Annotated in this window: 18 protein-coding genes; 5 read left to right on the plus strand and 13 right to left on the minus strand. The window is 62.6% G+C overall.

The window, feature by feature from the left end:
- Positions 1-425 precede the first annotated feature (425 nt).
- Together AC3IQ7_RS20935 and AC3IQ7_RS20940 are read right to left on the minus strand one after the other, a co-directional pair.
- Positions 426-2,243: a DUF4153 domain-containing protein gene (locus tag AC3IQ7_RS20935; RefSeq protein WP_489207227.1), complete on the minus strand. Its 1,818-nt coding sequence runs from the start codon at positions 2,241-2,243 to the stop codon at positions 426-428.
- Positions 2,244-2,345: 102 nt separating this feature from the next.
- Entirely contained in the window at positions 2,346-2,783 is a 438-nt protein-coding gene (locus tag AC3IQ7_RS20940; RefSeq protein WP_489207228.1) for a hypothetical protein, read from the minus strand.
- Between the two features lie 80 nt (positions 2,784-2,863).
- Between AC3IQ7_RS20940 and AC3IQ7_RS20945 the strand changes: the two genes are divergently transcribed.
- On the plus strand, positions 2,864-3,253 hold the full coding sequence (locus AC3IQ7_RS20945) for a MerR family transcriptional regulator (RefSeq protein ID WP_489207229.1): 390 nt from the start codon (positions 2,864-2,866) through the stop codon (positions 3,251-3,253).
- Positions 3,254-3,312: 59 nt separating this feature from the next.
- Here the strand turns inward: AC3IQ7_RS20945 and AC3IQ7_RS20950 are convergent, their stop codons facing one another.
- The 3 genes from AC3IQ7_RS20950 to AC3IQ7_RS20960 form a co-directional block, all read right to left on the minus strand.
- Positions 3,313-3,954: a choice-of-anchor C family PEP-CTERM protein gene (locus AC3IQ7_RS20950; RefSeq protein WP_233516162.1), complete on the minus strand. Its 642-nt coding sequence runs from the start codon at positions 3,952-3,954 to the stop codon at positions 3,313-3,315.
- 136 nt (positions 3,955-4,090) lie between these two features.
- Complete coding sequence (gene rraA / locus AC3IQ7_RS20955) at positions 4,091-4,585, minus strand: ribonuclease E activity regulator RraA (RefSeq protein ID WP_099378358.1); 495 nt, start codon at positions 4,583-4,585, stop codon at positions 4,091-4,093.
- Positions 4,586-4,617: 32 nt separating this feature from the next.
- The gene (locus AC3IQ7_RS20960) at positions 4,618-5,853 is read right to left on the minus strand and encodes an MFS transporter (RefSeq protein WP_099378357.1); all 1,236 of its coding nucleotides are present in this window, start codon (positions 5,851-5,853) and stop codon (positions 4,618-4,620) included.
- A 100-nt stretch (positions 5,854-5,953) separates the two neighbouring features.
- On the opposite strand from AC3IQ7_RS20960, the gene AC3IQ7_RS20965 reads away from it, so the two are divergent.
- A complete protein-coding gene (locus tag AC3IQ7_RS20965) occupies positions 5,954-6,754 on the plus strand; it encodes an AraC family transcriptional regulator (protein ID WP_489207230.1) in 801 nt (266 codons plus the stop codon).
- Here AC3IQ7_RS20965 and fliD read toward each other — a convergent pair.
- From fliD to alr, 4 genes are all read right to left on the minus strand, one after another.
- Positions 6,751-8,136 carry a flagellar filament capping protein FliD gene (gene fliD / locus AC3IQ7_RS20970; RefSeq protein ID WP_489207231.1) on the minus strand — a complete coding sequence of 462 codons (1,386 nt, stop codon included), beginning with the start codon at positions 8,134-8,136 and terminating at the stop codon, positions 6,751-6,753. The two genes, AC3IQ7_RS20965 and fliD, sit on opposite strands and share 4 nt — an antisense overlap.
- 229 nt (positions 8,137-8,365) lie before the next feature.
- Positions 8,366-8,686 (minus strand): PilZ domain-containing protein, encoded by a 321-nt coding sequence (locus AC3IQ7_RS20975; RefSeq protein WP_322428311.1) that lies wholly within the window; start codon positions 8,684-8,686, stop codon positions 8,366-8,368.
- Positions 8,687-8,817: 131 nt separating this feature from the next.
- Positions 8,818-10,194 carry a DNA repair protein RadA gene (radA, locus tag AC3IQ7_RS20980; protein ID WP_230540493.1) on the minus strand — a complete coding sequence of 459 codons (1,377 nt, stop codon included), beginning with the start codon at positions 10,192-10,194 and terminating at the stop codon, positions 8,818-8,820.
- Positions 10,195-10,263: 69 nt separating this feature from the next.
- Positions 10,264-11,355, minus strand: coding sequence for an alanine racemase (alr, locus tag AC3IQ7_RS20985; RefSeq protein WP_489207232.1), 1,092 nt, complete (start codon positions 11,353-11,355; stop codon positions 10,264-10,266).
- 246 nt (positions 11,356-11,601) lie between these two features.
- On the opposite strand from alr, the gene lplT reads away from it, so the two are divergent.
- Positions 11,602-12,864 carry a lysophospholipid transporter LplT gene (lplT, locus tag AC3IQ7_RS20990; RefSeq protein ID WP_035820370.1) on the plus strand — a complete coding sequence of 421 codons (1,263 nt, stop codon included), beginning with the start codon at positions 11,602-11,604 and terminating at the stop codon, positions 12,862-12,864.
- 48 nt (positions 12,865-12,912) lie between these two features.
- On the opposite strand, the gene AC3IQ7_RS20995 is transcribed toward lplT, so the two are convergent.
- From AC3IQ7_RS20995 to tsaB, 4 genes are read right to left on the minus strand one after another with little or no spacing between them, the layout of a single operon-like run.
- On the minus strand, positions 12,913-13,839 hold the full coding sequence (locus tag AC3IQ7_RS20995; RefSeq protein WP_489207233.1) for a DUF1853 family protein: 927 nt from the start codon (positions 13,837-13,839) through the stop codon (positions 12,913-12,915).
- Positions 13,832-14,710 (minus strand): uracil-DNA glycosylase, encoded by an 879-nt coding sequence (locus tag AC3IQ7_RS21000; RefSeq protein WP_489207234.1) that lies wholly within the window; start codon positions 14,708-14,710, stop codon positions 13,832-13,834. The genes AC3IQ7_RS20995 and AC3IQ7_RS21000 overlap by 8 nt, the downstream gene beginning before the upstream one ends.
- Positions 14,707-15,198, minus strand: coding sequence for a ribosomal protein S18-alanine N-acetyltransferase (gene rimI / locus AC3IQ7_RS21005; protein WP_489207235.1), 492 nt, complete (start codon positions 15,196-15,198; stop codon positions 14,707-14,709). The genes AC3IQ7_RS21000 and rimI overlap by 4 nt, the downstream gene beginning before the upstream one ends.
- Positions 15,195-15,920 carry a tRNA (adenosine(37)-N6)-threonylcarbamoyltransferase complex dimerization subunit type 1 TsaB gene (gene tsaB / locus AC3IQ7_RS21010; protein ID WP_489207236.1) on the minus strand — a complete coding sequence of 242 codons (726 nt, stop codon included), beginning with the start codon at positions 15,918-15,920 and terminating at the stop codon, positions 15,195-15,197. The genes rimI and tsaB overlap by 4 nt, the downstream gene beginning before the upstream one ends.
- A gap of 242 nt (positions 15,921-16,162) precedes the next feature.
- Between tsaB and dapC the strand changes: the two genes are divergently transcribed.
- Together dapC and dapD are read left to right on the plus strand one after the other, a co-directional pair.
- Entirely contained in the window at positions 16,163-17,392 is a 1,230-nt protein-coding gene (gene dapC / locus AC3IQ7_RS21015; RefSeq protein WP_489207237.1) for a succinyldiaminopimelate transaminase, read from the plus strand.
- Positions 17,393-17,409: 17 nt separating this feature from the next.
- On the plus strand, positions 17,410-18,237 hold the full coding sequence (dapD, locus tag AC3IQ7_RS21020; RefSeq protein WP_035820379.1) for a 2,3,4,5-tetrahydropyridine-2,6-dicarboxylate N-succinyltransferase: 828 nt from the start codon (positions 17,410-17,412) through the stop codon (positions 18,235-18,237).
- Positions 18,238-18,298: the final 61 nt, after the last annotated feature.

The raw sequence follows: 18,298 nt of genomic DNA on the forward strand, positions 1-18,298 counted from the left end.
GCTTCCACATTGGCTGGGATACCACCCCTTCCTCAATGCCTGTCGAATAGCGTGTTCCACGACTGAGGGCATAATAGCACGCGTAAAATTACCCAGCCAAATATCCGGACGTGCGATATCTGTTCTCACCAGAAGAGTGGTTCGGCCACCGTTTTCAGATGCAACGGCGAAAGACACATTCGTTTCCCCCATGGCCTGTGTACAGGCAGGCAGGCTGACCGACCATCGATATGGTAAAGAATCGACAATAATCCGGCGGCTTCCTTTTCTTGCAATGGACATGATATTTCCTGTGCTTCAGTGACAGCCTCTGGCCGGTTATCGTCGTTGGCAGCTAACGCCGATACCGGCCAGTCAGAATGATGCAGTGCACGAAGTTGCTGCGTTCAGAGTTCTGTCCGGCGCTGGAAGCCCTCTCCTGCGATTTATGGGCCCGGCACCGTCTCATCGGGGCAGCTGACCTCATCCTCTGGCGTATATAAAGTCATCGGCACGCGCTGGCCGTCGACTTCCAGTTCGCGCACTTTCGGCGGCACCAGCTGGAACTCGCCCGCCTGCAGTTTCTCGCGCAGGGGTTTGCAGCGCAGCGCATCCGTGGGGATTTGTCCGCGCGCGGTCCAGCTGCCGTCTTCCTTTTCCGCCAGCAACACCGACGAGGCGCGCGGGTCATTGCTGATCAGCAACACATCCTGCTTGCCATCGCCATCGAAATCGAGCAGGTAGGCATCGCACTGCGGCCCTGCCCGCTTCAGGCAGGCGGGCAGGCGCCAGGCCGGGCTCACTTGCGTCCAGTCCTGGCGCAGGAAACTCTCCGGCAGCTTCGCCGTGGCCGGGCGCAGGGTCAGGTTGATCGACACGTCGCTCAGCGCGCCCGTCTCGTCGAGGCGGTTCTGGCGCTTGAGCATGGCGTCGGCGCGGGCACGCACGATGGCCGCATCCGGCCCCGTCGTGCGTTTCGTCAATTCCTGCAGGGCCGCCTGGCCGTAGCGGGCGCCCTGGAAGCGCAGGTATTCGAAATCGAACTTGTCCACGCCGACCTTGCCGCTGTCCAGGCGCGCCATCTGGCTGGCCACGGAAATGCGCGCCGGGTCCGCCAGCGGAGAAAACAGGGCGAACAGCACCAGCAGGGTAACAAAGGCGGTGGCCACGTTGACGTTGGCGATCAGGTGCAGCCAGTCGCCATACTTGCTGGCCGCCCAGGCATAGCCGGCGGCGTAGCAGGTGGCGATCAACAGACAGGCGGCAGCGATCAGGCGGTCGGACGTCCAGCCATGCGACATCACGCGCAGGGTCAGCGCATAGATGGCGATGCCCACCACCCACGGCAGCAACAGGCAAGCCAGGCGCGTGCCGAGGCGGATGCCGCGCGCCACGCCATGGCCCACTTCGCCATTCTGGAAGGCGGCATTGATCAGCACCACCAGCACGCCGGCCATGCCCAGCAGCACGGACGCCGCATGGCGCGTGGCCCACAGGCGCTCGAAACCGATGAAGGGCAAGGTCAGCAGGAAACCGGAAACGAGCACAGCGGCGATCGGCATCAGCCACGACAGCAGCACCAGCAGCAAGGTACGGATGCCGCGCACGATGGACGGACGCACATCCGTGATGTGGATGGCAAATGAAAACGCGAAGCAGATGACGGGAATCACGAACCAGGCCTGGCCCAGCAGTTTTTTCAGGAAGCTGAGCTTGATCAGCAGGAACAGCTGCCCGCCCAGCCACAACACCAGCCACAGGCCCAGCACGAACAGCAGGGAAAACAGCAGCTGGATGCCGAGCTTCCAGGCGATTTCAAAGTAGGTCGGATAGCGGGCGATGCGCTGGCCATCCTGGGCGCTGGCCAGCACCAGCGCGTGGGCGATATAAAAGCCGACCACGCAAAAACCGAACAGCTGGGCCGAGATCACGCGCAGGGGCGCGCCCGGCTTGTAGTTGCCCCAGATCACGTGCTCGGCGCCGCGCGCCACGTCATGCCAGGCCAGCACGGCCAGCACGACAGCCGCACCTGCCATCCACAGCACGATGCGCTTCGCCGACATATGGCCCAGGCTGGACACCAGCAGGATCGGTAGCAGCAAGCTGATCAGCATCAACGGACCCAGCAGATAGGCTTCCGTGGCGGGCCACACCTTGTCCTGGGCCGTGCTGTACAGCCAGTACAGCAGCAAGCCTTGCAGCAGGCCCGTCACCAGGCGCGTCACCGCGATGCGCGGCGCCACCACCGGATCGAGCAACGCCATGTTTTTTCCTGCGGCATCCTGCTGCATAGTCATCCTCTTAATAGTCGTTCATTGCAGTCATTGCTGTACTGCGAGCACGGCCATTATTGCATTTCGTTATCGTCATCTCAACAGCGATTCGTGCGGCGGCCCTCCCCGCGCACCTGCGCTACGGCGCAATGGCAGGCTTTGCGCGAGGCCCCAGGCCAGTTCCGGCACGAGGAACAGCCACAGCACGGGCTGGCCCGTCACCAGCAGCGCCCACGCCATCCAGGTGGAAAACAGGTAGCGGGCCGCCGCATCATAGCGGCCGAAGCGCGGCTGCGGGTCCAGCATGCGCAGCACCGACCAGACCATCACCACGCTGCCCAGCAAACTGCTGATGAGCAGATGAAACGGTCCGAAGACGGGCAGCGGCACGCCGCCCAGGCTCATGTTGAGGGCGTTCAAATGCTCGCGCAGCAGCAAAAACGTCCATGGCGTGGTAAACGGGGCAATCATGAGCACATCATAAATGGCGCTGGCGCGCACCACGCGGCGGAAGGCGGAAACGGACAACATGGCAACTCCTGTCTATGGAAAGCGCCCATGATCAAGGCTGGAGTACACTCCATGGTCAAGCACTTTATGAAAGGAAACCTATGCGGATCGGCGAGATGGCACAGGCGACGGGCTTGAGCCGCGATACCCTGCGTTTTTATGAAAAGCGGGGCTTGCTGCGCGCGCGGCGCGGCGCGAATGGCTACCGCGACTACCCGCCCGAAGCGGCCGACTGGCTGCGCTACCTGCGCACGGCGCAGCAACTGGGTTTTACCCTGGCTGAAATCGAGGCCGACATGCCGCTGCTGGCGGCCGCCGGCGATCCCGCCACGGCGGAACTGCTGCGCGCGGCGCTGGCGCGCAAGCTGGGCGAAATCGATGTGCGCATCGCGGGATTGACGCAGTTGCGCGGCGAGTTGGCGCGGCGACTGGAACCGCAGGCGGCCGCCTGTCCGTTGCGGGGAGATGCCGAGGCAGCACCAGCCCCCTGAAAAACAAAAAACCGCCTGTGCAATGCAGCAGGCGGTTCTGACGTGGGGCGGAGCCGGGATTACCTGGCGGCCTTGCGGCGGCGCAGGAAACCCATCAGGCCCAGGCCGGCCAGCAGCATGGCGTAGGTTTCCGGTTCCGGCACGGCGGCCATCACGGAAACATTGTCGATCACGGCGCCCGAGTAATTGTCGAACGGCGTGCCGGCCTTGGCGGCGCTGGCAAACGACAGGGTTGCCAGGCCGGTGGAAGCGGCCGTGAAGCTCAGGGTATTGTTGTACAAGGTGTTCGAGGCGGCAGCCGTCGAGTAGAAATCCCCGACCACGCCGCCAAAATTGACGGCCACGCCCTGGCCTGCCGGGCCGCCGGAATTGCGCGCCATGTCAAAGCTCAGGCTGTAGGTCTGGCCAGCAACGACATTGAAACTTTGCGACAAGAAACCCGGACCTGGCGTACCCAGCAAATCGATGCTGTAACCGTTGATGGCGTTATACGCGTTGCGGATCAGGTCGACGGAACTGGCGCCAACGGTCCAGCCTGTAATGGCCGACGAACCGCTGTTGACGACCTTAAAGCCGCTGTCGAAGGTGTAGCCGGCAGCGACCGTTTCAAAATTGCCATTCGTGATCAGGTTGACGGGACTGGCGCTGGCGGTGCCTGCAGCAAACAGGGCGACAACTGCGGCGATGGTGGCGATTTTCATGAGCTGATTTCCTTGCCTTATAGGCATTAAAGTTACCTTAAGTGAAATCATATCCCAGCCATGATAAAAATCAAAGAACTTTACAAAAATATATTTAATATGGACAATTTGTAACGCTCTTCCGGAGAGGGGCGGCTCAATCAAGTTCCTGGCGCGCCACCAGGATGCCATCCGCATCGGCGTAGATCCAGTCGCCCGGATGCACGGCCACGCCGCTGATCTGCACGCGCACGTCGCGCTGGCCGGCGCCCGTCTTGTTGCTCTTGCGCGGATGCGTGGCCAGGGCGCGCACGCCGATCTGGCAGACATTGATTTCCTCGCTGTCGCGGATGCAGCCATCGACGATGATGCCGGCCCAGCCGTTGTTTTCAGCCAGCACGCCAAGCTGGCCGCCCACCAGCGCGCGGCGCAGGCTGCCGCCGCCATCGATCACCAGCACATGACCCTGGCCCGGCGTTTCCAGCGTGCTGCGCACCAGCGCGTTGTCTTCGAACACGTGCAAGGTGGTGGCCGGGCCGCTGAAACGCACACGTTGGCCAAAGGCGCGGTACACGGGCGGCAGCACGGCCAGGGTGCCATCGTCCAGCATGGCTGCATAGTCGTCGCACAGGTCGGTGGTGGCAAAGGTCATGGGAATTCCTTTCGTGGCAGATGGCAACGATTCTATGCCTTTTGCAGCGCCGCAGCACGTGTTTTGCCGCCCACGCCCACGGCCGTGGCAATCGCCAGCGCCTGGAACACGCCGATGAAGACGAACAGCAGGGCCGGATGGTTGCCATCCATCAGCGCGCCAAAGAACAGGGGACCGACGGCCAGGCCGCTGTCGAGGCCCGAATACACGACGCCATACACGCGCCCGGTGGCATTCTTCGGTGCCGCCGCGCGTATCATCAGGTCGCGCGAAGGCCCCGCCACGCCCGACATCAGGCCGATGGCGCCCATCAGCACCACCGCGCCCCAGGCCGGCACGACGGCCATGGCCAGCAGCACGGCCAGCAGCGCGGCGGCGGAAAAAGCGATCGCCACGTTGCGGTCCGGCTGCTTGCTGCGCGCACCCACCACGCCGCCGGCCAGCATGCCCACGGCCGAGGCCAGCATATAGGCCGTGTAGGCGCTGGTAGCCAGCGCCAGACTCATGCCGTACAGCTTGACGAGGGCCACGCTGGCAAAGCTCTGGATGCCGCCCAGGGCGATGGCGGTAATGAAAAAGAAGGCAAAGCACATCCACACGGCAGGCAGGCGCAGGAAGTCCAGCGTGCCTTCGCCGCCAGCCGCCTGGCCCGGCGCGGCCTTTTTCACGGGTTCGGGGCGGATGGCGTGGCGGTTCAGGAACAGGATCAGCAGCACGCCAAACGGCAGCACGGCCGCGCATTGCAGCGCCACCCGCCAGTCATAATGGGTGGCAACATACGTCATGAACAGGGGCGCCAGCGCCCAGCCGATATTGCCGCTGATGCCATGCACGGAAAAGCCGTAGGCCACGCGGGCCGCCGAGACGCGCTGGTTGAGGATGGTGTAGTCGGCCGGATGAAACACGCTGTTGCCCATGCCGGCCAGCATAGCGCCCAGCATCAGCGCCGCATAGCTGTGTGCGGTAGACAGGGCCAGCGCCGACACGCCCAGCAAGAAAATGCCGGAAAACAACACAGCACGGGCGCCGAAACGGTCGACGACAAAGCCGGCCAGCGCCTGTCCCACGCCCGAAATGATGAAGAACACCGTCATCAGCAGGCCCAGTTCCGCATACGACAGGTCGAAGGCGGGTTTCAGCCAGACGAACAGGGCCGCGAGGATCAGGTGATAGAAGTGCGACACGCCATGCGCCAGCCCCACCAGGCCGATGACGCGGGCGTCGCTGCGCAAGGTGGGAATTTCGGATGCCGAGTTAGTTGTTATCATGTCATACCCTGTCTTATACTGGTGAAGCTCAAGTGTATGCAAAATACCATCGTCTGTTTTCCGACAGAACGACATAATTTATCGAATGAAGGCCAAGCTGATGGGTGTACCTATCCTCCACCATACCCGCATGTGTCCGCCACGGGAAGCGCCGAGCGCGACCATCCCCGTGACCATGATCGCGCGCGACCTGCAACCCGATGAATTTCTCTCGCCACACACGCATCCCTGGGGCCAGGTCACCATGGCGCTCGAAGGCGTGCTGCGCATCACCGCCAACAACAGCAGCTGGGTACTGCCGCCCATGCGCGCCATCTGGATCGCGCCCAACGTGGAGCATGCCGTCACGATACTGGAAAAAACCCGTTTGCGCCCGCTGTGCATCCATGCCGCGCGCGCACCGTTCGCCGGCCAGGACTGCAAGGTGCTGGAAGTATCGAACCTGCTGCGCCAGCTGATCATGGCGCTGGAACAGCTGGACCCTGGCCAGGAACCGGCGCGCGAGGCGCTGCTGGCTGAACTGATCCTCGATGAATTGAAACGCTCGGCCACGCGCCCCATCCGCGTGCCCTTGCCTGGCGATAAGCGCCTGAAGACCCTGTGCGACAGCCTGATCGAGAAACCGGGCTTGAACCAGACCCTGGAACACTGGGCGCAGCAAGTCGGCGCCTCGGAGCGTACCCTGGCGCGGCTGTTCGAACGGGAATTGGGCATGAGTTTTGGCCAGTGGCGCCAGCAAGTGCGCCTGGCGCACGCGGCGCCCCTGATCGCGCGCGGCGTGCCGCTGTCGCAGGTGGCCGAAGAACTGGGCTACGCCAGCCAGTCGGCCTTTTCCGCCATGTTCAAGAAGACTTTCGGCAGCTCGCCGTCAGCCTTCTTTGCCCAAGGCGGGCGCCCTTAGGCCATGAAGTCGAATAAAGAGTTCTTGCCCGTATAACCCGGCAAGGCCGAGTTCGTTCCCATCTGTTCCTGCGCCGAATACGCTTTCACCAGCGCCTGCGCCTGGGCCGTCAGCGCCTTGGCCAGTACGGCTTTCTTGTTGGTCAGGGTGGTGATGTCCTTGCCGACCGTCTGCACTTCCTTGCGGATGATGCTCGTTTCGCCCGTCAGCTCGCCGATCTTGCTGGCGAACTGGTCCGCCACACCCTTGCCGTTATTCGTAAACATCTTGCTGACGGCTTCAGGATCGGCCGCGATGGCCGCCTTGAGCTTTTTATCGTCGAGCACCAGCTCGCCGCTCTTGCCCAGGGTCACGCCGGCACTGCCCAGCACCGACGATGGCACACCCGTGCTGGCCGTGCGCAGCACCTGCTCCATCTGCGAACGCACCTGGCCCAGGGCCGTGTCGGACTTCAAATCGCCCTGCTGCAGACTCTGCAGCTTGCTGTTGAGTTCATTGTAGGCCGTGACGAAGCTGGCCACATTGCTGGCGATCTGGCTGCTGTCCTTGGCGATGACGAGGTCCGTCGTGCCTTTTTTCTTCAATTCGATGGTGGCGCCCTCGACGGCCGTCGTCAGGGTATTCGTGGCGCTCTTGATTTCCTTGCCGTCAACGGTCAGCAGCGCGTCCTGCGCGGCGGCCGTCTGCTGCATGCCCTTGCCGGCGCCGGGCGCATAGCTGAGCAAATTACTGACGGCCGCGTCGCCAGCCACGCTGATGCGCATGCTGCTGTCGGCGCCGCTCTTGCCGTTCAAGGCCAGCGAGTAGCCATCGGGGCCCTTCACCACGCTGGCGTCGATACCCTGCTGCTTGAGCGCGGCGGCGATGCCGTCGAGGCTATTGTTGCTGCTGTCGATGGTCAGCGAAATGATCTTGCCGCTGCCGGGCGTAAATTGCTTGCCGTCGGCCGAGCCTACTTCGATCTTCACCAGCGCGGGCGCCCCCGTGCCGATCGCCGCGCTCGAGGATTTCTGCGCGCCGCTGAGCAAAGTCTGTCCCTGCGCCAGTTGCTTGACATTCAGTTCATGACTGCCGCTGACAGCCTTGTCGGTGGTGGTGGCGCTCAGCACATCCTTGCTGCTGGACGTGGCCGACGTGGCCAGGCCGCTGCCGGCCATGTTCTTGGCCACGGTCTGGAATTTCGCCAGCGCCGATTGCAGCTGGCCCAGGCCCGAGAACTTGGCCTGGTCGCGCGCCAGGCTGGCGTTGAGCTTGACGACGCCCGTGTTCTGCGACTGCATCTGGCGCTCCACCTTCGCATACACATCGGCCGAAATATTGCCCTGCGTCGTTTGCTGCGTGTTGTTGGTGTAGGCCCTGCTGTTGATGGTCGAATTAAACATGGTAGGCGTTCCCGTCGGGTGTAAGGTCATGGCACACGGTTCAGGTCGTGACCGTGCTGCGCTGGAAACGGACGGCAGGCGCGCGTGGCGCGGCAAGGTCCCTCTTCTGGTTGATAATTATGCAGTATTACTGGAATATCAAAACAGCGAACAGAACAGGTTTTTCCTGACTGCAATCCCATATGCACCATTTTAGCGCATTTCACCTGTCGCGCCCTCCAGGCTTGCCTCAGCGCATGAATTTCGAGATGGCGCTGCTGACGGCCATGTCCAACTGCAGGAAAGTGAGTCCCACCTTGAAACCTGCGCTGCTGAAAATGCAATGCGAGACGGACACGCGCGCCTCGATGATGTGCGCCGAACCATCGTAAAACAATTCGAACAGCACCTTGCCCTGCTTACCTGTCGGCACCGGTTCCGCGATGACGGCTGCCATGCCGCCCGGCCCCACATCGAGGGTGCGCGCCGCCACGGGGCCCGCGCCATCCATTACCAACATTGCCTTGGCACGCAATATCTTGCGTGCGCCCTGCCTTTGCTCAACTGACACTATATTCCGCTTCTCTAACTATGCATTGTCGATGCGGATTCACGGGGTGAATCCATCGGACAAATATTATAGTTCTAAACGGAAATTTTGTTTGACTTGTCTCAAGCTTGGCATTTAAACCATACCAACTCTTACTCCAGGTCGCGCAGCTTATTGAATGCTTCGTCGATACGCTCGACGCCGATGACCTTGAGGCCTTCGATGACTTGCTTGGGCAAGTTCGACTTGGGCACCACAGCCAGGGTAAAGCCCAGCTTGGCCGCTTCGCGCAAGCGCTCCTGGCCCCGTGGCGCAGGGCGTATTTCGCCCGCCAGCCCCACTTCGCCAAATACCACGAGCCCCCGTGGCAGCGGTTTGTTGCGCATCGACGAGTTAATCGCCAGTAACACGGCCAGGTCGGCCGCCGGTTCCGTAATCTTGACGCCACCGACGGCGTTGATGAACACATCCTGGTCGAACGCGGCGATGCCCGCGTGGCGGTGCGCCACGGCCAGCAGCATGGCCAAGCGGTTCTGCTCCAGGCCGACGGACAGGCGGCGCGCATTCGGCAAGTGGCTCGTGTCGACCAGGGCCTGGATTTCCACCAGCAACGGACGCGTGCCTTCCTGCGTCACCATCACGCAAGAACCGGGCACCTGGTTGTCGTGCTGCGAAAGGAACAGCGCGGAAGGGTTCGACACACCCTTCAAGCCCTTTTCCGTCATGGCGAACACGCCCAGCTCGTTGACGGCGCCGAAACGGTTCTTGATGGCGCGCACCAGGCGGAAGCTGGAATGGGCGTCACCCTCGAAATACAGCACCGTGTCGACAATGTGCTCGAGCACGCGGGGACCGGCCAGCGCGCCCTCTTTCGTCACGTGCCCCACTAGAATGATGGTCACGCCCGTCTGCTTGGCCGCGCGCGTCAGCTGGGCCGCGCATTCGCGCACTTGCGCCACGGAACCGGGCGCCGAGCTGAGGGCATCCGAATACACGGTCTGGATCGAGTCGATGACCACCACTTCCGGTTTCAGGTCGGCCAGGGTGGCAAGAATCTTCTCGAGTTGGATCTCGGCCTGCAATTTAAGTTCCTTGGCGTCGATGACGAGACGCTTGGCGCGCAGGGCAATCTGCGCGCCCGATTCCTCGCCGCTGACATACAGCACGCGCTTATGATGCGACATGTTCGCCAGCGCCTGCAGCAGCAGGGTCGACTTGCCGATGCCGGGGTCGCCGCCGATCAGCACGACGCCGCCCGCGACCATGCCGCCGCCCAGCACGCGGTCGAATTCCTCGATGCCCGTGCCGAAACGGGGCACGTCGATGGCGTCGATATCGTCGAGCGACAGCACGGGCGCCGTCTGGGCCAGCGACATGTGCTGCGGATTCGAATAGCGGTTGTTGCCACCCGTTTCGGGCAGGGTTTCCACCATGGTATTCCACTGGTTGCACGAGGTGCATTGCCCCATCCATTTGTTGCTGATGGCGCCGCAATCGCTGCAGGTGTAGATGGTCTTGACTTTTGCCATGGTGTACTTTGCCCGGGTAAGGTGAAACTGCTGTTTATATATACAGTATATACAAACAAGGCTGCGAGGTCACGCCTCGATCACCGGAACGCGGGGCGCCAGTGCGCACATCAGCTCGTAGCCGATGGTGCCGGCGGCCAGGGCCACCTCGTCGATCGGCATGCCCTGGCCCCACAAGGTCACGGCGCTGCCAACTTTAGCGCCCGGCACGTGGGTCAGGTCGACCATCAGCATGTCCATCGACACCCTGCCGATGAGGCCCGTGCACACGCCGTCGACCAGCACGGGCGTGCCTTCGGGCGCGTGGCGCGGGTAGCCATCCGCATAGCCACACGCCACCACGCCCACCTTGATATTGCCGGCCGCTTCGTAGCGGCTGCCATAGCCCACCACTTCGCCGGCGGCGATATCCTGGATACCGATAATGCGGCTGCGCAAGGTCATGGTGGGCAGCAAGCCGAACGCCTGGGCGGACGTGCCGCCAGGAGCGCCGCTGGGCGTGCCGCCGTACAGCATGATGCCGGGGCGCACCCAGTCACTGTCCAGATGATGCAGCAGCACGCCGGCCGAATTGCACAGGCTGCGCGGCAAGGCAGCACCAATGCTGGCCGCGCCCGCTTCGAAACGCAGCATCTGCTGGGCCAAAGGCAAGCGCGTGGCCCCCGCCTCGTCCGCATTGGCGAAATGCGTCATCAGCGTGATCGTGCCGACATGCGGGATGGCCCGCAGGCGCGCATACGCGGCGGCCACGGCGCCCGGCGTGAAACCCAGGCGATTCATGCCCGTATTCATTTTCAGGTGCACATCGATGGCGTGCGGCAGGCGCGCCGCTTCCAGCAGGGCGATCTGTTCTTCGCAATGCACGCTGCCGTTCAAGCCATGTTGCGCCATGACAGGCAAATCGCTGGCGTCGAAAAAACCTTCCAGCAGCAAGATGGGCTTGGTCCAGCCCAGTTCGCGCAGACGCACGGCGTAGTCGACCTCGACCAGCGCCAGGCCATCGGCCTCGGCAAAGCCCCGCATGGCCCGTTCCAGGCCGTGGCCATAGGCATTTGCCTTGACGACGGCCCACACCCTGGCGCCGCGGGCGCCGGCACGGGCGCGCGCCAGATTGTGTTGCATGGCATCGAGATGGATGGTGGCGATGAGGGGCCTGGGCATATGCGTCGTTCACGGCGGGTGGGAAAGCCGTATTTTACCGGATGGGCCGCAAGCTGGTCCGTCGCCGCGCGCCAGACCGGCGCACAGGACACCATGTATAAAATGCTCACATGTGATGTATTTTTCTACGGCAGAAAAATTAAGCTTCGCTTAGACAAGACTATGCAAAGCAGCCCCTTCCAAACTTGGGGTTTGCCGTTTTTTCGTGGTATAAAGCAAGCCAGATATGATTTCAGGCATTCCAGAATGAATCGTGGTTTTTATACCATCATGGCGGCGCAGTTCTTTTCCTCGCTGGCAGATAACGCCCTCTTTTTTGTCGCCGTCGATTTATTGGTGTCCATGAAATCACCGGCGTGGATCACGCCGCTGCTCAAACTGTCATTCGTCCTGTTTTACGTGCTGTTAGCCGCTTTTGTCGGCGCCTTCGCAGATGCATTGCCAAAAGGCAAGGTCATGTTCATCGCCAACATGGTCAAGATTTTCGGCTGCGCCCTCGTCTTCTTCCACGTACACCCGCTGCTGGCTTACGCCGTCGTCGGTTTTGGCGCGGCCGTGTACTCGCCCGCCAAGTACGGCATCCTGACGGAACTGCTGCCGCCGGAAAAACTCGTGGCGGCGAATGGCTGGATCGAAGGCTTGACCGTCACCTCCATCATCCTCGGCACCGTCATGGGCGGCGCACTCGTCAGCGGCCACGTGTCCGACATGCTGCTGTCCTTCGACTTCCCCCTGATCGACACGGGCATCACCAACAAGACGGAAGCGGCCCTGTGCGTGGTGGTCGGCATCTATGTGCTGGCAACCCTGGCCAACCTGAAGATTCCCGACACGGGCTGCGTGTATCCGCACCAGGAACGCAATCCTATCAAACTGATTACCGATTTTGCCAATTGCTATTCCATCCTGTGGAAAGACAAGCTGGGCCAGATCACCCTGGCCGTGACGACCCTGTTCTGGGGCGCTGGCGCCACCTTGCAACTGATCGTGCTGGAATGGGCCAAGCAATCCTTGAACATGCCATTCGACAAGGCGACCAGCCTGGTGGGCGTGGTCGCCATCGGCGTGGCCGCCGGCGCCGTGCTGTCGGCCCGCTTCATTCCGCTGCGCAAATCGCTGACTGTCATTCCGCTGGGCATCGCCATGGGCGTGATCGTCATGATGATGACACAAGTGCATTCCGTGTGGATCGCCTACCCGCTGCTGATACTGATCGGCGCCCTGTCCGGCTTTTTCGTCGTGCCAATGAATGCTCTGCTGCAACACCGCGGCCACGTGCTGATGAGCGCAGGCCATTCCATCGCCGTGCAGAACTTCAATGAGAACCTGTCGATTCTCACCATGCTGGCCGTGTATTCCATCATGATCCGTCTGCACCTGCCGCTGAACATCATCATCACCCTGTTCGGCCTGTTCGTCGCCGGCACCATGTACATGATCATGCGCAGGCACAAGCTGAACCAGGCGGAGCACGACAATCTGTCGCTGATTGGCGAGCAGAAACATTAAGCAATGTGGTGTCGGATTACGCGCCAGGCGCTAATCCGACCTACCGATCTACGCAGGTAGCGCGCCTGTTATTCGCCGCGCGGCAGCCTGCTCCGTCCAGTCATGCGGCACGACAAAACCACGCGTGCGCTCCACTTCCCAGCCTTCGATAGTATCCACTGTGGCCACCATCACCGGTTGCGCCAGATCAAACAAACGCGCGCGCAAGGCATCCACGTCCAGCACTTCCTCGTCGCGCCCCTTGTATGGCGCCAGCCATTGCAGGCGCGGCAGCACGACATAGCGCTGCTCCGGCAGTTGCGCCGGCGTGCACCAGAAGCCGTATCCATGTTCAGGGGAAATACCGTCCAGGGCAGGCGTGGCGCCTGCCGCATAAAACAGCCAGCCCTTGACCAGCGCCTGCGCCGCGCGCACGGGCTGCGCCAGCAGGGTTTGCGCGGCAGGATGGCGAGACAAGGCCAGTTGCTTGTCGAGGATCTTGCGCATCTTCAACCCCAGGGTATCGGCCAGGTTGGGGCCGATCAAGTGGTTGAAGACGCCCGGATCGGGCGCGCCTTCGAGCAGGTAGAACTTGGTGGCGAATTCCCAGTGCAGCAAGTCGTTACCGTCACGCAGCAGAAAATCGAACTCGCCTACCGTGTCGTTGCGGTTCACCTGCACTTGCAAGCCATGCGCCTGCAATACCCCGTGCTGTTCAAAATAAAAGGCCAGCAGCTTTTCAGCGTACAGGCCCAGGCGGGAATAGAATTTCGGCCCCAGCGCCGCATCGAGCGGCGACGGGTCATCCTGCAGCCCCGCCAGCCACGCCGCCACGGAGGGCGTGACGGGCGCAAGGCTGGCGATGCGCCCGCCCCAGTGGCGGCTGGACGGATCGAGCAAGTCGGGCGAGTCGAGCAGCCAGGCCAGCGCACGCACGCGGGGGTGCGTCAGATGCCCCCAGCGGCGCTCAAAACGGGCCTGGAAGCTGTCACCCACCGTGCGTGCTTTTCGCCAGACACAGGTCGGCCCAGGCGCGCGCCTTGGCCTTGCCCGTCCCGTCCTGCAGCAGCATTTCCGGGTGGAAGGTGGCCACGACGGACGCATTGCCCAGCTGGCGCACCGTGCCGCGCACGGGTTTTTCACCGGGATTGATGCCGGCGGCTGCCATCGAACCGAGGGTGACGATGGTGCGCGGCTGCAGCAGGGCCAGTTCGCGGTCAAAATAGGGACGGCAGGCGGCCGACTCCGATTCGGTGGGCAAGCGTTCCTGCCCCGCCTCGTCGAGCGGACGGCATTTCAGCAAGTGCGTGATGTACACGCCGCTGCCCGCATCGATATCGATGGCTTTCAGCATATTGTCGAGCAACTTGCCCTGCTCGCCCGGCAAGGCATGCCCTTCGCGCTCTTCCAGCCGCGACGGGCTGCTGGCCAGCATCAGCCAATCACCCTGGCGGTCGCCACGGCCCATGACGACGCCCTTGCGCGTCTTGCACAGGTCGCAGCGCGCGCACTTGGCGACGGCGGCCGTCAAGCCATCCCATTCGAGGGCGGCGATATCGGCATCGCTCAGCTGTTTGGCCGGTGGCGGTGGCGGCGCATCATCGAACCAGGCCGTGTCGTCCGGCTCGGCGGCAGGAGCTGGCGTAGCGGCAACAGCAACGGGCACTTCGACCTGCACCTCGGCGACCGCCTCAGCAACCACCTCGATCACGGCTTCTATGGCTTCTGCCACAGGCCCCGCCACGACGGCTTCCATCTCCACGGGGGCCTCGGCGGCGACGTCAACCGCTTCGGGTGCAACACCCTGGCGCAAGCGCCACAGGGGGCCGACGCCCATTTCATCGAGGAAAACGGCGCTGCGGCTCATAAGGTATAACGCATCACGATGGCGTCCTCACGTTGTGAGTTACTGGCCGGATAATATCCCTTGCGCCGGCCGATCTGTTCAAATCCATAGCGCTGGTAAATGTCGAGCGCGCGCACGTTCGACGGGCGCACTTCCAGCAGCATCGATTCCATGCCCAGCTGGCGCGCGCTGGCGCAGGACTGGTTCAGCAGGAAACGGCCCAATCCCTGACCCTGGATGGCGCCTTCGACGGCCACGTTGAGCAAGTGCGCCTCGTCGACGACCAGCATCAGCAAGAAGTAACCAAGCAAGGTGCCATCCACGTCGCGCAGCACCCAGGCCGGATAACCGCTCTTGAGGGAATCGACAAAGTTGCCGTGCGTCCAGGGATGCGGATACACGCGCTGCTCCAGCGCCAGCACTTCGACCAAGTCCGCTTCGACCATGGGCTGATAGTCGAGGCGCAGCAAGTCCCAGCCGGCAGCACGATCTTGGCCCGCTACACTCATTGTGCTGGCTCCGCAGCGGCCTTGGCCAGTTGCATCTGCTGCCGTTCCGCGCTCGTGTAAGCGATCTTGTTGCGCAAGTACAAAGGCTGCGCCTCGGCCGCCGTCACGAACTGACCAGCCGCAAAGGCGATGCGCGCCAGCTGCGCCACCTGCACGGCGTGCGGCATGATGGCGGCGTCAGCCTTGGCGGAGCACGGCAGCGCTGCCAGCGCCTCGGCATAGGCGCTAAAACCGTTGCCGCAACCGGTGACCTCGCCTTGCGGCGCCACGCCGGCCGGCGCGCTCAGGGCCGGCGGCGAAACAATCTGCAAGCCATCCTGGTAATCGTATTGCGCCCAGTACACTTCGCCCATGCGGGCGTCGAGCACGGTCACGATGCATTGCGCGCCATGCTGCTGGTGGCAGGCGAGGGCCATGGCGTCGAGCGTGACGACGGGCACGACGGGCAAATTGGCGCCGTAGGCCAGGCCTTGAGCGATGCCGCAAGCCGTACGCACGCCCGTAAACGAGCCGGGACCGGAGCCGTAGGCGACGGCATCGACGTCGACCAGGGTCACGCCCGCTTCAGCCAGCAATTCCTGCACCATCGGCAAGATGGATTGGGAATGGGTGCGCACGCCCGACGAGGCGCGGGACAGGACGACATCGCCGCGCAACAAGGCGCAGGAGGCGAGTTCGGACGAGGTTTCAATAGCAAGCAGGGTGGGAAGTAAGGTAGACATAGCGTATTTTACCTTGCCGCGCCATGGCGCGGCACTCCCCGCTGCGGCATGCCGTGGCAAGCCGGGCAACGATCAGGCCGGTGCAGCGCGATGCGGCTTGCACAGCGGGCCCGCGAGGACGGCTATAATGAAAGACGCAGCTAATTATTTGACCGGCATCAAGTCTGCCGCGCCAAGCAATTATTCACTTAGCAGCAATCGCTTAGCAACATCGTCTTTCCACTCTTGCCCTGGTCCGCTCCGTGAATCCACTTCTTGCCAAACTGCAACCATATCCATTCGAAAAGCTGCGCCAGCTGTTTGCCGGCGTGACGGTCAATCCCGAGTATGCGCCCATCAGCTTGGGCATGGGCGAACCCAAGCACCCGACGCCGCCGTTCATCGAGCAGGCATTGGTCGACAATATCCACGGCCTGGCCAGCTATCCGACCACCATCGGTTCGGAAGCGTTACGCAGCGCCATCGCCGGCTGGCTCGAACGCCGCTACGACATCCCCAAGCTCAATCCTGCCACGCAAATCCTGCCCGTGAACGGTTCGCGCGAAGCGCTGTTTGCGCTGGCGCAAACGGTGATCGATCCGTCGGCCGGTTCGCTGGTGATCAGCCCGAATCCGTTTTACCAGATCTATGAAGGCGCGGCCTACCTGGCCGGCGCCGAACCATATTTCGTCAATTCCGACCCGGCGCGCAATTTCGGCTGCGACTACGACAGCGTACCGGCCAGCGTGTGGGAAAAGGTCAAGCTGCTGTTCCTGTGTTCGCCCGGCAACCCGACGGGCGCCGTCTTGACCCTGACGGACTGGGAACACCTGTTCGCCCTGTCCGAGCGCTATGATTTCGTCATCGCCGCCGACGAGTGCTATTCCGAGATCTACCACGGCGACACGCCGCCGCTGGGCGCGCTGCAGGCGGCGCACATGCTGGGCCTGTCCACCATCGAGCGCCCGTATGCGCGCCTGGTGGTGTTTTCCAGCCTGTCGAAGCGCTCGAACGTGCCGGGCATGCGCTCGGGCTTTGTTGCCGGCGATGCCGAAGTATTGAAAAAATTCCTGCTCTACCGAACCTACCACGGCGGCGCCATGAGCCCCGCCGTGCAGGCGGCCTCCGTCGCGGCCTGGAACGACGAAACCCATGTCGAGGAAAATCGCGCCAAGTACCGCGCCAAGTTCGACGCCATCACGCCGCTGCTGCAATCGGTGATGGACGTGCAATTGCCGGATGCCGGCTTCTACCTGTGGGCCGACGTCAGCCGCACGGGACTGTCCGACACCGAATTCGCGCAACGCCTGTACGCCGAATATAATGTGACGGTATTGCCTGGCAGTTACCTGGCGCGCGACGCACACGGCATCAATCCGGGCCGCAACCGCATCCGCATGGCCCTGGTGGCCGAAACGGCCGAAGGGCTGGAAGCCGCACTGCGCATAGTAAAATTCTGCCAGCAGCTTTCCGCATCCGCATCAACCAACTAAATAAACAAGACATCATCATGAGCCAACAACTGCAAACCATCATCGACCAGGCCTGGGAAAACCGCGCCGAGATCAATCCGGGCAACGGCACGGCCGAACTGCGCGATGCCGTTTCCCACGTCATCAATGGCCTGGACAACGGCAGCATCCGCGTGGCGGAAAAAACCACGGGCGACTGGGTGGTCAACCAGTGGGTCAAGAAAGCCGTGCTGCTGTCGTTCCGCCTGGAAGACAATGTCGTCCTGCCGTCCGACGGCACGATGCAGTTCTACGACAAGGTCCCGACCAAGTTCGCCAACTACACCAAGGAAGACTTCGTCAAGGGCGGTTTCCGCGTGGTGCCGCCAGCCGTCGCCCGCCGCGGCAGCTTCATCGCCAAGAACGTCGTGCTGATGCCGTCCTACGTCAACATCGGCGCCTACGTCGATGAAGGTGCCATGGTCGACACCTGGGCCACCGTCGGCTCCTGCGCCCAGATCGGCAAGAACGTCCACCTGTCCGGCGGCGTCGGCATCGGCGGCGTGCTGGAGCCAATGCAAGCGAACCCGACCATCATCGAAGACAACTGCTTCATCGGCGCCCGTTCGGAAATCGTCGAAGGCGTGATCGTCGAAGAAAACTCCGTCATCTCGATGGGCGTGTACATCGGCCAGTCGACCAAGATCTACGACCGCGCCACGGGCGAAGTCACCTACGGCCGCGTGCCAGCCGGTTCCGTTGTGGTCTCGGGCAACCTGCCTTCGGAAGACGGCAAGTACTCGCTGTACTGCGCCGTGATCGTCAAGCGCGTGGATGCAAAAACCCGCGCGAAAACGGGCATCAACGAATTGCTGCGCGGCATTTGATCACTGCGCTGTGAAGCATCAGTAACATCCGAATGTCCCGCCCCGGCGGGACATTGTCGTT

Source organism: Janthinobacterium sp. GL_088 (assembly GCF_057837845.1).

Coding starts and splice junctions, on each gene's coding strand:
- AC3IQ7_RS20935 (WP_489207227.1), bottom strand. CDS start 2,243: ATGGCGTTGCTCGATCCGGTGGTGGCGCCGCGCATCGCGGTGACGCGC.
- AC3IQ7_RS20940 (WP_489207228.1), bottom strand. CDS start 2,783: ATGTTGTCCGTTTCCGCCTTCCGCCGCGTGGTGCGCGCCAGCGCCATT.
- AC3IQ7_RS20945 (WP_489207229.1), top strand. CDS start 2,864: ATGCGGATCGGCGAGATGGCACAGGCGACGGGCTTGAGCCGCGATACC.
- AC3IQ7_RS20950 (WP_233516162.1), bottom strand. CDS start 3,954: ATGAAAATCGCCACCATCGCCGCAGTTGTCGCCCTGTTTGCTGCAGGC.
- rraA (WP_099378358.1), bottom strand. CDS start 4,585: ATGACCTTTGCCACCACCGACCTGTGCGACGACTATGCAGCCATGCTG.
- AC3IQ7_RS20960 (WP_099378357.1), bottom strand. CDS start 5,853: ATGATAACAACTAACTCGGCATCCGAAATTCCCACCTTGCGCAGCGAC.
- AC3IQ7_RS20965 (WP_489207230.1), top strand. CDS start 5,954: ATGGGTGTACCTATCCTCCACCATACCCGCATGTGTCCGCCACGGGAA.
- fliD (WP_489207231.1), bottom strand. CDS start 8,136: ATGTTTAATTCGACCATCAACAGCAGGGCCTACACCAACAACACGCAG.
- radA (WP_230540493.1), bottom strand. CDS start 10,194: ATGGCAAAAGTCAAGACCATCTACACCTGCAGCGATTGCGGCGCCATC.
- alr (WP_489207232.1), bottom strand. CDS start 11,355: ATGCCCAGGCCCCTCATCGCCACCATCCATCTCGATGCCATGCAACAC.
- lplT (WP_035820370.1), top strand. CDS start 11,602: ATGAATCGTGGTTTTTATACCATCATGGCGGCGCAGTTCTTTTCCTCG.
- AC3IQ7_RS21000 (WP_489207234.1), bottom strand. CDS start 14,710: ATGAGCCGCAGCGCCGTTTTCCTCGATGAAATGGGCGTCGGCCCCCTG.
- rimI (WP_489207235.1), bottom strand. CDS start 15,198: ATGAGTGTAGCGGGCCAAGATCGTGCTGCCGGCTGGGACTTGCTGCGC.
- tsaB (WP_489207236.1), bottom strand. CDS start 15,920: ATGTCTACCTTACTTCCCACCCTGCTTGCTATTGAAACCTCGTCCGAA.
- dapD (WP_035820379.1), top strand. CDS start 17,410: ATGAGCCAACAACTGCAAACCATCATCGACCAGGCCTGGGAAAACCGC.